Source organism: Nitrososphaerota archaeon (assembly GCA_029785825.1).
GTDB lineage: Archaea > Thermoproteota > Nitrososphaeria > Nitrososphaerales > Gagatemarchaeaceae > UBA183.
This window is the reverse complement of sequence record JAFLYY010000001.1, coordinates 1,385,636-1,398,418: the sequence shown is the minus strand read 5'-3', so window position 1 is coordinate 1,398,418 and position 12,783 is coordinate 1,385,636. Positions and strand designations below refer to the sequence as shown.

The window sequence follows — 12,783 nt, the reverse complement described above, 5'->3', positions numbered from 1 at the left end:
AACGGCTGCCAAGTTCTCTCAGAGATCGTCTCTCGAGCCTCGGAGCCACCACCCTTGCCACTAGAAGACCTAATGTGGGTTGAGAAGTACCGCCCGTCATCCCTGGAGGACCTTGTCGACCAGGCCGCAGTAAAGCAGAGGCTGACGGCCCTCCTCATGAAGAAGGGGCAGCTCCCACACCTGCTCTTCGCAGGTCCGCCGGGGTCTGGTAAGACTACCACTGCTGTCATCATCGCGAAGCAGATCCTCGGCGAGCACTGGCGCGATTACACCCTCGTTCTGAACGCGTCCGACGAGAGGGGGATTGACGTCGTGAGGGAGAGGATCAAGACGTTCGCAAGATTCGCGGACCGGAGGGAAGGGGTCCCCTACCGTCTGGTCATACTGGACGAGTCGGACGAGATGACGTCAGACGGGCAAACAGCATTGCGCAGGATAATGGAGGAGAACTCCGAGCACACCCGATTCATCCTCATCTGCAACTATTCTTCGGGGATCATCGAGCCCCTCCAGAGCAGGTGCGCCATATTCAGGTTCCAGCGCTACGACGAGGCTTCTGTGACGGACCATCTGAAGTCGATATCCAGGAAGGAGAAGCTCAGGCATCCGGGAGACTCGGTGTTTGCCGCGATATACGAGGCGACTCAGGGTGACCTGAGGCAGGCCATCAACGTGCTCCAGGCGGCTTCAGCCTCGGGGGAGCTGACCGTCGACTCCGTAAAGTCTGTGACCGGAGCGGCCGTAAAGGGCCGCGTGGCGGCGGTGATCGAGGCCGCCCTCGGAGGGGACTTCGAAGCTGCTAGGACAAAGATGGTGGAGCTCACAAGGGTCTACGGCGTCCCTGAAAGGGACTTCTTGAAGTACGCCTATGAAGCCCTCGGCTCGATGAAGGGGTTCGACCGGGCCAGGGCGGTATCCATATTCGCGGAGTATGACTTCCGCCTCGTCCAGGGTTCACAGCCCGAGCTCCAGCTGACCGCAATGCTCGCCCAGCTCGCCGGCCTGAAAAAGGAAGGCTAGCTTGGACCTCGCCCTTCCAAGGGGAGTCGACGACATCGAGCCCTCCACATACGCGGTCCATGCGAGAATCAGGGACGCCTTCGACGAAGCATCGCGGCTCTACAACTTCCAAGTGATGGAGCCCGCATCGCTGGAGCATCTGGCAGTCCTCAGGGTGAAGAGCGGGGAGGCCATAGACAAGGAGATCTACTCTTTCAAAGACAAGGGAGGGCGAGATATCGGGCTCCGCTTCGACCTGACCGTAGGGATCACGAGGTACGTCTGCTCCCGAAAGGGGGTACGACTCCCAGTGAAGCTTTCGGCCTTCGGCGGAATCTGGAGGTACGACGAGCCCCAGTATGGCAGGTACAGGTGGGCCCACCAGTGGGACTTGGAGATGTTCGGGCCCCCGTCTGTCGAAGCTGACGCTGAAGTAATCGACGCAGCGTCGGCCATACTCAGGCTGGCGGGCCTTGCAGAGACGACTGTGAAGGTGGGGGACAGGCGCGTGGTGGAAGATTTCATCCGGAAGAAGATAGGGATTGCGGAAGACGAGCGCGTCCTCGACCTGATGCGCGCCCTGGACAAGGTGGAGAAGAAGCCGCCTGAGGAGCTTACGGACGAGTACGTCCAACGAGGATTCGGAACAGAGCAGGTGGAGAAGCTCCTCGAGTTCGGCAGGCTGCGCGGCAGACCCGACGACGTCCTCGCCAGGGCGCAAGAGCTCAAGCTGGAGTCGGCGGGGGATCTTGTCACCCTCGCGGACACGCTCGACTCGAGGGGGGTCAAAAACGTCGAGTACAACATGAGCGTAGTGAGGGGGATTGACTACTACACCGGGATCGTGTTCGAAGCAGTCGACAGCAGGAACCCCAGGCTCGGGTCCCTTTTCGGCGGCGGTAGGTACGACGCCCTCCCTAGGCTGTTCGGGCGCCCCGACTTGTCCGCGACCGGCGCTGCGGGAGGAGTGGAACGCATGGCCATCTCCATGTCTGCCCAGGGCAGGCCTCCGGGGCTCCTCGCTTACGTCGCGATAGCAGGAGAAGGCCTCATTGGCGAGGCCCTGAAGGTGAGAAGGGCAGCGATCGACGGCGGAGTCCCATGCGAGATATCGCTACAACGGAAGCCCCTGTCCAAGCAGATGGAGGATGCGAGCCGCCTAGGCGCCTCATGGGTGATCATCCTCGGGGAGAGAGAGGTAAAAGCGGGTTCGGTTACGATACGGGATATGAACAGCCGTAAGGAAGAGCTGATCCCCCTCGAAGAGGCCCTACGACGCATGACCGCCGGTCCGGGCCGGCGCAATCTTTAATCGAAGGCCCCCACCGTAACAAGCACTGAAATGGAGCGGGCGATAGTCCTCGTCAACCTCAGCCCAGGTGCCGAAGAGCAGAGTATCTCGGCGCTGAAGGAGACTTCGGGGATAAAGGCAGTCTACCAACTGTACGGCCTGTACGACCTACTGGTGATGGTCGAGGGGGCCGACGACCAGGCAGTGAAGTCGATTATCGCAGAGAACCTGAGGTCGAAGCCCGGAGTCGTCTCCACCATCACGATGAAGATACTGGCCTGAACCCTTAAACAGCTTCGGCATGCAGGCCGCAAGGGTTGCCACCCAAGGTCCTCGTCACGGGATCAGCTGGGCAGATAGGGGCTGAGCTCGTACCTCACCTCCGGTCTCTTTACGGTGATGCCAACGTGGTGGCGGCGGTCCACAGGTCCGCCGGCCCTCCTTCGTTAAACGATGGCCCAGTGATAACCCTGGACACTGACGACTCCGACGCCGTAGCCTCGGCCGTGAGGGACACCGGCGCGGACACGGTCTACCACCTGGCCGCCCTCCTCTCGGCTACCGGAGAGAAGGAACCGCAGCTGGCCTGGAAGGTGAACATGGACGGGCTCAGGAACGTCCTCGAAGCTTCCAGGAAGGGCGGAGTCTCAAGGGTGTTCTGGCCGAGTTCCATAGGTGCCTTCGGCCCGGATGCTCCCCGCAAAGATGCCCCCCAGAACGCCCCGTTGAACCCCACCACCATCTATGGCGTCACCAAGGTGGCCGGAGAACTCCTTTGCAACTACTACTTCGTGAAATACGGGCTGGACGTGAGATGCCTCCGCTATCCGGGACTCATAAGCAACGTGACCCCCCCGGGGGGCGGGACTACTGACTACGCCGTCGAGATCTTCTACGAGGCGATACGGAAGGGCTCCTACAGGTGTTTCCTGAGAGATGACACAGTCCTGCCGATGATGTACATGCCGGACGCTCTGAAAGCCACGGTGCTCATCATGGAAGCGGACCCTTCCAAGGTCAGGCGTCACCTGGGGTACAACCTCGCAGCGTTCAGCTTCTCGGCTGGGGAGCTGGCCACGGAAATCGGGAAGTGGATCCCCGGATTCAGCGTGAGCTACGCTCCGGACTCCCGCCAGAAGATCGCCGATTCCTGGCCCATGTCCATCGACGACTCCGAGGCGCGGAGGGACTGGGGGTGGAGCCCCGGTTACGACCTTCAGGGGATGGTCTCGGACATGCTCGCGAAGCTGAAGGACCGGCTCGTCCCCCGGTAGCTTCGGGGAAAGGCGTTTAACCGCTCTCACGCCTCCGCCGGATGGAAGCCATGAGAGACCCGACAACCTTCCTCCGTCAGGAGTACGAAGACCTCGTCCGCCAGGAGCTGGACTGGAAGCTGAGGGTGCTCGGGGGCCCGAGCGCCCCCTGGTGCACGGTCGACGGGAAGCGGGTCCTGATGTTCTGCTCCAACAATTACCTCGGCCTTAGCAACCACCCTAAACTGAAGGCCGCCGCCGTGGACGCCATCAACACACACGGCGCAGGTTCGGGGTCGGTCCGGCCCATCGCGGGGAACATGGACCTTCACGTCGAGCTGGAGAGGCGGCTGGCGAAGTTCAAGTCCGCCGAAGCGTCCTTGGTGTACCAGACGGGCTTCGCCGCCAACGCAGGGCTGATTCCGCAGCTCGCGGGGAAGGGGGACCTGATAATCAGCGACGAACTCAACCATGGAAGCATCATCGACGGCGTCAGACTCTCGGCAGCAGAAAGGAAGGTGTACAAGCACTCCGACGCGGGTGACCTGGCAAGGGTCCTCGACGAGGCAGAGCGCACAGCCCCGCAGTTCAGGCGCATCTTGATAATCACAGACGGGGTCTTTTCAATGGACGGCGACATCGCCCCCCTAGACAAGGTGGCGTCACTCGGAGCTGAGCACGGGGCGATGGTGTATGTCGACGACGCCCATGGGGAGGGGGTGTTGGGAGAGGGAGGGAGAGGCATCGTCTCGCACTTCCATCTCGGGAGAGACAAGGTCCATGTGGAGATGGGGACGTTCTCCAAGGCCTTCGGGGTGGTCGGCGGTCACGTTTCGGGCTCCCGCGATCTGGTCAACTTCGCTTACAACAAATCCAGAACTTGGCTTCTGAGCGGCTCGCACCCTCCGGGAGTGGCCGCCGCCTGCCTGGCCGCCGTGGACGTCCTCGAGAAGGAACCGCAGCACGTCCAGAGGCTCTGGGAGAACACCCGCTACTTCAAGAATGCAATGAAGGACCTCGGGTTCGACCTCGGCAGGAGCGAGACCCCCATCACGCCCGTGATGGTCGGCGAAAGCGGGAAAGCCAAGAAGCTCAGCTCCAGGCTCTTTGAGATCGGAGTGTTCGCCCTCCCCATCGTGTATCCCATGGTCGCGCAGGGGAGGGCAAGGATAAGGACAATAATGAACGCCGCCCTCTCAAAAGAGGACCTCGACTTCGCGATAGGCGCCTTCGAGAAAGCGGGAAGGGAGCTGGAGCTCATCCCCGCCAGGAAAGGCGCCTAGGACCGTATCTCGGAAGCCTCCTTGGCGCCCTCTCTCCTACTTCGGGCTCCGGGAGCCGCGCGCGCAGCCATTGCCGACCCCCGGTCCACCACCGTGCCGTTGCCTGCGCACAGGTTAAGAGCGCTGGGCGCGCAGGCTCCCAACGCGATGGCATTCAGGTACCTCCCAGACGTCGCCCTCGCAGACGTCGCTTTCGAAGCCGAGTCCGACTCGATTGACGGACTTTTCGAAACGTGCGCCCTCGCCGTCACGGACGTCATGGTCGACCCTAAGACCCTGAAGGGAGGCACCGTGAAGATTTTCTCCCTGGAAGCCCCGGACCTCGACAGGCTCCTCTATGACTTCCTCACCGAGCTCATCATTTCGAAGGACGTCGACTCCCTCCTCTTCAAGGAGTTCAGCGTCAGGGTCGGTCCCGGTAACCTGTCCCTCACTGCGCAGGCGAGGGGGGAGGCGATAGACAGGGAGCGCCACTCTCTCCGTAACGACGCCAAGGCTGTGACCATGCACCTCTTCGGTGTGCGCCAAGACGGGCCTCGGTGGAAGGCGACCGTCGTCCTCGACATCTGAGCCCTCTAAACGCTTAAAGAAGCAGCGCGGCCGCAGCGACCAAGGGTGGTTCTGCGTGGCACAGACTAGCTCGTTCAGGCAGGTTTCCGACGTCTCCTGGGAGATTCCCACCACCTACAAGCAGGGGATGAGGGTCCCTGCCAGGATCTACGCCACTCGGAAGCTCCTCGAGGCCATGGACAACGGGGTGATAGAGCAGGTGACCAACGTGGCGTGCCTCCCCGGGATAGTCCGCTACGCTTACGCCATGGCTGACGCGCATTGGGGGTATGGCTTCCCTATAGGCGGGGTTGCAGCATTTGACGTCGAAAAAGGCGTAATCTCGCCCGGAGGAATAGGTTTCGACGTTAATTGTGGAATGCGCCTCATCAGAACGAATCTGCAGTACTCGGAGGTCAAATCAAAGATAAAAGAGTTGGTAGACCTCATCTTCAACCTGGTACCCGCCGGGGTGGGGGTAAAAGGGCCCCAAAACTTCGCCCAGGGCCAGATGGGGGACATCACCTCTCTTGGGGTGAAGTGGTGCGCGGAGCACGGCCTCGCCTGGGACGACGACCCTGCCCATGTAGAAGAGGGAGGATACATCAAAGGTGCTGACATTTCGAAGGTGAGCAGGCAAGCCGTAAGCCGGGGGGTGAGCCAGTTCGGGACCCTTGGTTCCGGGAACCACTATCTCGAAATTCAGGTAGTGGACCCGGCCAGGTTCTTCGACCCAGGACTCGCGAAAGGGTTCGGGATCGTCCACGACGACCAGGTCGTTGTAATGATTCACTGCGGCAGCCGAGGGTTCGGGCACCAGATCTGTACCGATTACCTGAGGAACTTCGAGTCCAATATGCGCCGGTACGACATCCAGGTGCGGGACAGGGACCTGGCCTGCCTCCCGTTCGACTCTAAGGAGGCGAAGGACTACTACGCCGCGATGGTCTGCGCAGCCAACTTCGCCTTCGTCAACAGGCAGATCATAGTCAACAGGGTCAGGGATGCCTTCTCCAAGGTCTTCCACCGGGATGCAGAGTCTCTCGACATGCACCTGATCTACGACGTCTGCCACAACATAGCCAAGGTGGAGAGGCACAGGTACGAAGGGTTCAATGGGGAACTCCTGGTCCACAGGAAGGGGGCGACGAGGAGCTTCGGCCCTGGTCATCCCGACATTCCCGCCCCCTACAGGGAGGTGGGCCAGCCGGTCATCATCGGCGGGTCCATGGAGACCGGGTCCTACCTTCTGGTGGGGACTCAGAAGGCGATGGAAGAGACCTTCGGCTCAACTGCCCACGGGTCGGGGAGGACGATGTCTAGGACCGCGGCAAAGCGAGAGGTCCGCGGAGCCGAGCTACAGAGGAAGATGCTCGACAGGGGGATATACGTGAAGGCCGCGACCATGGACGGCCTGGCCGAGGAGGCGGGGATGGCCTACAAGGACATCTCCGAAGTGGTGGAGACCATGGACAGGGCCGGGATCTCTAAGAAGGTCGTGGCGCTGCGTCCGGTGGGCAACATCAAGGGGTGAACCGCCATCCTCTTCCTTGCGTCGCCCTTGGGGGTCCTGGTCTACGTCCTGGGGCTGGCCATCCTCTGGGTGGTCGTCACCATCCCAGTCTACTTCGCCGCGAGGGTGATCAAGGGGGACACCGTGGGGTTCGGGGACGCTATGGGGGCCACGCTCGGCGGAGTGGTGGTCTACTATGTAGTCTACTTCGCGGTAACCCTTGCACTGGGGGCAGTGATAGGGGCCCCAGCTGGCGCCATCGCGCTCTTGTTAGGGCTTCTCGCGTGGCTCGCCGTCTTCAGGGGCGCCTTCCGCACCACCTGGCCCAAGTCGGTCGGGATAGCCGTCCTTGCCTGGGTAATCCTGCTCATACTCGACGCAATCATGGTAACGCTCTTCGGCGTGACTTTCCCTGCGTTCTATCCCTTCTGAGAAGCTAGCCTATGTATCCGGGCCTCTGACTGCGTCCGGGCTGGGGGGCGGCTTCCCTCGCCTGGTCGGCCATTGACTGCAGTTGGCCGATCAGCTTCTGAGTCTCGTCTGCCTTCTCTTTGAGCTTGGAGGTGTCCATGGGGATGCCGAGCACCTTAGAGAGCTGCTCCAGCACCGCCTTAGAGGCCCCGGCGTCCACGACGTATCCTGATGTCTCTCCCAGCAGACACGCCCCCTCGAGGCCCCTCAGCGCAGCGATGCCTATCAGGAGGCCGTTCATCCCGCTTATTCCTCCGTCCTTCATCAGGATGACGCCGTTCTCCCGAAGCGCCTCGGCGATCGTCTTGGATGTCCCAGCGCCGTACACCTTGGGTGACTGAGAGAACGACCCGGTGATGTAGGCTGCCAGGGTGTAGACCTTCTTTACTCCGCACTTCTTGGCGAACTTCACCACTGCATCGGACAGCTCGTACTCGCCCTCGGCGGTCGTTGGTTGCGCGTCGGCCGTGAATACGAGGAGACCCTTCTTCGCCTTGGTGGGGGCGTAGTACAACACCCCAGTGGGAGGGTCTACCGTCCCGTCTTCCTTTACGCTAACTTGGGGCGGGAAGGTGGAGCTCCTGTACTCCGCCACCTTCTTGAGCTTGAAGGACGACACCAAGTGGTCGGCCGCCAGCTTCCCCACATAGCCGCTCCCTGGGAGGCCGCAGACGAGGACCGGTTCAGCGGCCTTCGGGACCTCCAAGACCTCCTCGCTGATGGTCCCGGCTCCTTTCACCGCCCCTCGCTCCTCCCCAGCTTCTCGCTGAGATCGACGAGCTTCCCCTGGTCCATCACCTTGATGGACGTCTTCAGCCTTATCCTCATCCCGAGCTGCCTGAAGATCGAGAGGATCTCCCCTCCGGCGATTCTTTCCTGCAACCGGCCATTTTTGATCAGCGACGCGAGCTCCCGCACGAGCCTTTCCGTCTCCTTCGGGTAGAGCGAGTAGGCCGCCTGCAACACTTCGTCCCCCCTGTCGTAGAGCATCCCTTCCACGACCTCCCGGTCCGTCTTCTCTGGTCGCACGGTCGGAGCCGCGGCCTTCAGCCTCCGCCTCATCTCCTCGAGCTTCCTCCGCTCCAGCAGCTTCAGGTCCGCGTCTTCTTCCATGGCCAAGACGGCTCCGAATTCCTTCAGGATAAAATGGTTGCTGACAAGTGGCCGAGGCGGGCGGAAGGGTCACCTAAACGGGTCGAGCCTGTCTGGACCGAACGAGGCATACCTGCCTACGAAGGTCGGGGCAGAGTTAGCCAGTTCTAGCGGGACGATACCCTAGTGCGCTTCGTTCTGCGGCTAAGGCTGCGTGATCTTGATGCTTTGCGTGGGACAGCTCGTCTCGCATGCCATGCAGAAGATGCAGTCAGCTTCGCGTATGGGCTCTGACTTGTCGCTCCTGTACTGGTCCCACTCGGGGGTCCCTTGGTCGACTACCTTGTCCTTTCCGGTCCCTGCCTGGCCGGGGTTGAGCGCCCATTCATAGACGAATACCGGGCAGACATCCATGCAGACGCCGTCTGCGACGCACGAATCCCAGTCGACAGCTACCTGGGTGCCGTGGATACCATTGCTGATCGGGTACGGGTTTCCATCCCCGTCGTTCCTCTGCGTCCCCGCGGCCCTCACCTTGTGGCCGTTGTGCTCCCCCGTCACCGGGAACTGGTCGGGTTTCGAAAGGAAGTTCGGGTCGATTGGTGCGGACTTGTATCCCACTTCGCGAGTCATATGTCTCTCAATCTGTCGCTCCGGTCAGGTGGTTATAAGTCATGCGGAGGCGGAGGCTCTTCACCGCGAGGTCGGCATCCCATCAGGGACGTCTGGGCTTTCACGCTTCGGCCGTGAGCGTCTCGAACCTTCCCTCCCCTTCCAGCCTGTACACGGTCAGCGGCTTGAATGTGAATATCCCGACCTCCGCTACCCCCGGGGTAGACCTCACCCTGACCTCGAGGTCCCTCGGTGACTCGATGGGTTCGAAGAGGGTGTCAAGTATCACGTTGCCGTTCTCGGTGAAGTAGGGATATCCCTTGGGGAGGAGGCGCTCTTCGGCGACTCCTCCGAGCATGGACAGCTTGAGCTTGGCGCTTTCCCTCGCCATGGGGAAGACTTCGACTGGGACCCGTACTCCATTGTCGCAGAGCCTCCTCACGAACTTGTTCTCTCCGGCGACCACGGCGATCGACTTCGCGGCTCCCATCACCACCTTCTCCCGGAGCAGGGCGCCGCCGCCTCCTTTGACCAGGTTCAGCCTACGGTCCACCTGGTCCGCGCCGTCGACTACCAAGTCGACCGACCCCCTGAAAGGCACGAGTTCGATGCCGCACCTCGACGCCACCAACTCTATCTGAGTGGAAGTAGCAACGCCTCTGACTGACTTCCCGATTATCAACGGCGCCAGCTCTTCTATGAGCCCTGCCACCGTGGATCCGCTCCCCAGACCGAGGACGGCGCGCGGGGCTATGGACCGGGCGACATCGGCGGCGACTCCCTTCAGGGCGTCCCTTGTCGGGTCCATCAATCTTCCTGCTTCTTTTCTATGTCTATCTGCTCTAGCTTGGTCAGGGCGTCCATCACTTCGTCCCTGATCACCTTGACCCGCTTCTCTGATTCGGACATCTCCGGCTTGGCCCTCCTCTCGACCACCTTCTCGAGGTCGGTCTCCCGCTCCACCTTCGGCGTAGCCTCCTTCTTCGGGGGCTGCGGGGCCGATGGCCCCAGCATCTGTTTTGCGGCGTCGAGACGCACTTCGATGTTCCGGATCCTGCTCTCGAAGAGCGACACCAGCTCCCCTCTGAGACCCTCCAACTCGCCGACCTCCACCACGAGCTCTACGTCCTTGAGCTTGGACTGCAGGTCCTTAATCTGGTCGCTGTATCTCTTCGAGATGGTCTCCCTCTCCTCGCGCGTAATCCTCCCCTCGCTTTCAGCCTCGTAGAGCTTCATCATGGCCGACGAAAGGAGGTCCCTCTCCACCATGATGGTTCTCATGTCCCTCCTCGACCGTTCGAGTTCCGCCGACGTGACAGTGGTCTCGGATCGCAGGGGCACCGACTCGGTGTGCCTGGGAGCGGCTGCAGCGCGTTTCGGTCTGGTGTAGAAGACGAAGTATGCTGTGAGCCCTCCGAGGCCGACCCCGACGACGCCGGCCACCGCGACCGTGAGGAGGTCCACCATTGGGCTCTGCCTTCTACTCTGGCGGCCTGAGTATAAAAGTAGATTCGGAAATCCCGAGATGTCACACTTGCGGCTGCTTGAACTTCAGCTCGGGGGCGGGGAGATTATTATGATGTTGTCCCCCCTGACTATAAGCGTGCCCAGCGAACTCGAGTGACCGTCCTCCGCCACCTCTTCCGCCTTCTCGAGCGCCAGGTTCATGTGCTGGTCGAACCCCTGTAAGTTCCCCCTGATCACCTTGCCTCCCTTCAGTTTGATGAGCACAATCTTACCGACGCTCTCATCGAGGACCTTCACCGACATGTCGACTGACAAATGGACCCTTAGGGCGGGCGTCTGGATTCATTTATTTAAGCAGTCATGCAGGTTGGGCTTTGGGACGTAATCCGGGACTCGCTCCATCTTCTTGATGAGGCCGGGCTCCAGGTAGGACAGGTACGAGTACTGGCGGACGTTGTGGACGTCCCTCCTGAGGAACGACTCCGCGTCCTTCCTCCAGGCCGGCCTCTTCTTCTTCAGCTTCCAGGGGAACCTCCTCTTGTCCATCGAGTCGGCCGTCTCCGATATGGAGCGCATGTGGTAGGCTCGCAGCCACCCCTGCGGGTCTTCCACGAACGAGTGCATCATGTTGTTCCAGGACGCTACGCCGTGCGCCAGGAATATCGAGTTGACCTTGGGGAAGAAGCAAGTATGGCCCCAGCCGCTGCCACCATCGAGCACGCGGGCCTGGTCGAGTACTCCGCGTCCCCCAGCGCCGCCTTCACCGCTCCAGGACAGTTGATGCGTGTCTGGGAGAGGACCGAAGGGAACATCAGGAGCTCCCCGACCGAGTGGCCCTCCGTCGACGTGACGCCCCCGTAGATCTTGGTGTGGACGCCGACGGACTCCTCGACATACTGGAGTTCGTGCCTCTTGGAGGGCCACGACGAGGAGCCGTCACCTGTCGTCGTGGAGCCCTCCTTCTCCCTCCTCTGCTCCGAGCGGACCGACTCGTAGTTGACCTCCGTCGACGTGGGCTCCCCGGTCCCGTCGAAGGAGAAGGCGTCCTCGTTGGCGTTACCGTACTCGTTGGTCAGCCTGAATACCTCCCGGAGTATCCTCATGACGGGACCGGGGTCGTACTCCCTCTCGGCCGTCTTGTAGGAGAAGGTGTCGGAGAGGCGGAGCTTCTCCTTGAAGACGACGGCGAGGCCTGCGGCCACCCTGTTGGAGACCCCGAAGTATGACTGCATCAGCATGACCTCGGCTACGTCGGCCGGGGGATGGGTGGCCTGTCTTCCAGGCCCTCTTCTGGGCGCCAGCTCCTCGGCGGGCATCCGGTCGACCGCCTCTTCGACGAACCTGGGGATCAGGCGGAGCATGTCTGCGAGCTCGTAGGCCTCGGTGTAGGAGGCCCAGTCGAGGGACTTCGGTGGCCTCTCCTCGTACTCGAACTCCCCCGACCTGACAGACTTGACCGGGTCCCTGAGCTCGCCGACAGTGTGCCGTTGCCCCCTCAACGGCGGGTTGATGGACAAGAACCGGCTTTTAATCGAATGTGTGGCAATCGGTTCTCAACAATGTAACGGAGCCTGCTCAATGGGGCATAATTCAGAGGGGGGTCGAGCGTAGAACGTCAGTGGGGTTAATTACGTCCCAAAGCTTGCGGGTTGACCCATTTGAAGAAGTGGGTGCTTTCCCGCCGAGACTCCGCTGACCTCATATCCAAAATCGAGTCACATCTCGGCGTCTCCCTCGGCCTCCCGAAGTCCTCGCAGGCGAGCTGCTCCGAACCCGAGGAGGGGGTGGTGTTCGTCGCACTCGACGGTTACGAATTCGTGCAGGCCGGAACAATCTATCTCCCTTTCCTGGGCTCCCAGGCCACCCTGGCGCTCTTTCCCACGGCCACCGTAGATGAAGGAGCCATCAGGTTCCTGATCAACGGGGCAGATGTCATGAGGCCAGGGATCAGGGTGATGGATGATTGGGGGCCGGCCGGAAGGATGGTTGTGGTCAAGGAGGAGAAGAGAGGGAGGGCGATAGCGGTAGGTGCTTCCCTGGTGGGGGGTGCAGAGGCCACTGCGATGACCAAGGGAGGGTGCATCAGGAACCTGCATCATGTCGGAGACAGATACTGGAACGCCCACAAGTCTCTCTGAAGCCGAACAGTTTCAGCATCCCCTCCCCTTTTAAGCTGAGAACGGATTTTCTTCCCTCTGAACAATTCTCCACAACAGAGTCTAACAATTTCATGGCCATCATAGATTTGCACTG

General features: G+C 61.2%; 17 protein-coding genes. 9 read left to right on the top strand and 8 right to left on the bottom strand.

Annotated elements, in window-relative coordinates; all coding sequences use genetic code 11:
* Nucleotides 1–72: 72 nt before the first annotated feature.
* From JRN21_07455 to JRN21_07420, 8 genes are all read left to right on the top strand, one after another.
* Complete coding sequence (locus tag JRN21_07455; protein ID MDG6989148.1) at nucleotides 73–1,020, top strand: replication factor C small subunit; 948 nt, start codon at nucleotides 73–75, stop codon at nucleotides 1,018–1,020.
* Between the two features lies 1 nt (nucleotide 1,021).
* The gene (gene hisS, locus JRN21_07450) at nucleotides 1,022–2,311 is read left to right on the top strand and encodes a histidine--tRNA ligase (protein MDG6989147.1); all 1,290 of its coding nucleotides are present in this window, start codon (nucleotides 1,022–1,024) and stop codon (nucleotides 2,309–2,311) included.
* Nucleotides 2,312–2,341: 30 nt separating this feature from the next.
* Entirely contained in the window at nucleotides 2,342–2,572 is a 231-nt protein-coding gene (locus JRN21_07445; GenBank protein ID MDG6989146.1) for an Lrp/AsnC family transcriptional regulator, read from the top strand.
* Between the two features lie 35 nt (nucleotides 2,573–2,607).
* A complete protein-coding gene (locus JRN21_07440) occupies nucleotides 2,608–3,564 on the top strand; it encodes an NAD-dependent epimerase/dehydratase family protein (GenBank protein ID MDG6989145.1) in 957 nt (318 codons plus the stop codon).
* 41 nt (nucleotides 3,565–3,605) lie between these two features.
* Nucleotides 3,606–4,826 (top strand): aminotransferase class I/II-fold pyridoxal phosphate-dependent enzyme, encoded by a 1,221-nt coding sequence (locus JRN21_07435; GenBank protein ID MDG6989144.1) that lies wholly within the window; start codon nucleotides 3,606–3,608, stop codon nucleotides 4,824–4,826.
* Between the two features lie 147 nt (nucleotides 4,827–4,973).
* The gene (locus JRN21_07430) at nucleotides 4,974–5,396 is read left to right on the top strand and encodes an archease (protein MDG6989143.1); all 423 of its coding nucleotides are present in this window, start codon (nucleotides 4,974–4,976) and stop codon (nucleotides 5,394–5,396) included.
* Nucleotides 5,397–5,523: 127 nt separating this feature from the next.
* On the top strand, nucleotides 5,524–6,909 hold the full coding sequence (locus JRN21_07425) for an RtcB family protein (protein ID MDG6989142.1): 1,386 nt from the start codon (nucleotides 5,524–5,526) through the stop codon (nucleotides 6,907–6,909).
* 27 nt (nucleotides 6,910–6,936) lie between these two features.
* Complete coding sequence (locus tag JRN21_07420) at nucleotides 6,937–7,320, top strand: hypothetical protein (GenBank protein ID MDG6989141.1); 384 nt, start codon at nucleotides 6,937–6,939, stop codon at nucleotides 7,318–7,320.
* A 4-nt stretch (nucleotides 7,321–7,324) separates the two neighbouring features.
* Here the strand turns inward: JRN21_07420 and JRN21_07415 are convergent, their stop codons facing one another.
* From JRN21_07415 to JRN21_07380, 8 genes are all read right to left on the bottom strand, one after another.
* Nucleotides 7,325–8,098 carry a proteasome assembly chaperone family protein gene (locus JRN21_07415; protein ID MDG6989140.1) on the bottom strand — a complete coding sequence of 258 codons (774 nt, stop codon included), beginning with the start codon at nucleotides 8,096–8,098 and terminating at the stop codon, nucleotides 7,325–7,327.
* Nucleotides 8,095–8,478: a hypothetical protein gene (locus tag JRN21_07410; protein ID MDG6989139.1), complete on the bottom strand. Its 384-nt coding sequence runs from the start codon at nucleotides 8,476–8,478 to the stop codon at nucleotides 8,095–8,097. Before JRN21_07410 ends, JRN21_07415 begins: the two co-directional genes overlap by 4 nt.
* Before the next feature lie 177 nt (nucleotides 8,479–8,655).
* Nucleotides 8,656–9,084, bottom strand: a complete 429-nt coding sequence (locus tag JRN21_07405; GenBank protein MDG6989138.1) for a ferredoxin family protein — start codon at nucleotides 9,082–9,084, stop codon at nucleotides 8,656–8,658.
* Between the two features lie 100 nt (nucleotides 9,085–9,184).
* The gene (rpiA, locus tag JRN21_07400; protein MDG6989137.1) at nucleotides 9,185–9,871 is read right to left on the bottom strand and encodes a ribose 5-phosphate isomerase A; all 687 of its coding nucleotides are present in this window, start codon (nucleotides 9,869–9,871) and stop codon (nucleotides 9,185–9,187) included.
* Complete coding sequence (locus JRN21_07395; protein MDG6989136.1) at nucleotides 9,871–10,530, bottom strand: hypothetical protein; 660 nt, start codon at nucleotides 10,528–10,530, stop codon at nucleotides 9,871–9,873. The genes rpiA and JRN21_07395 overlap by 1 nt, the downstream gene beginning before the upstream one ends.
* Nucleotides 10,531–10,614: 84 nt before the next feature.
* On the bottom strand, nucleotides 10,615–10,845 hold the full coding sequence (locus JRN21_07390; GenBank protein MDG6989135.1) for an RNA-binding protein: 231 nt from the start codon (nucleotides 10,843–10,845) through the stop codon (nucleotides 10,615–10,617).
* A 27-nt stretch (nucleotides 10,846–10,872) separates the two neighbouring features.
* The gene (locus JRN21_07385) at nucleotides 10,873–11,154 is read right to left on the bottom strand and encodes a hypothetical protein (GenBank protein MDG6989134.1); all 282 of its coding nucleotides are present in this window, start codon (nucleotides 11,152–11,154) and stop codon (nucleotides 10,873–10,875) included.
* Between the two features lie 17 nt (nucleotides 11,155–11,171).
* Nucleotides 11,172–12,029, bottom strand: coding sequence for a hypothetical protein (locus JRN21_07380; protein MDG6989133.1), 858 nt, complete (start codon nucleotides 12,027–12,029; stop codon nucleotides 11,172–11,174).
* A 159-nt stretch (nucleotides 12,030–12,188) separates the two neighbouring features.
* On the opposite strand from JRN21_07380, the gene JRN21_07375 reads away from it, so the two are divergent.
* Nucleotides 12,189–12,668 (top strand): RNA-binding protein, encoded by a 480-nt coding sequence (locus tag JRN21_07375; protein ID MDG6989132.1) that lies wholly within the window; start codon nucleotides 12,189–12,191, stop codon nucleotides 12,666–12,668.
* Nucleotides 12,669–12,783: the final 115 nt, after the last annotated feature.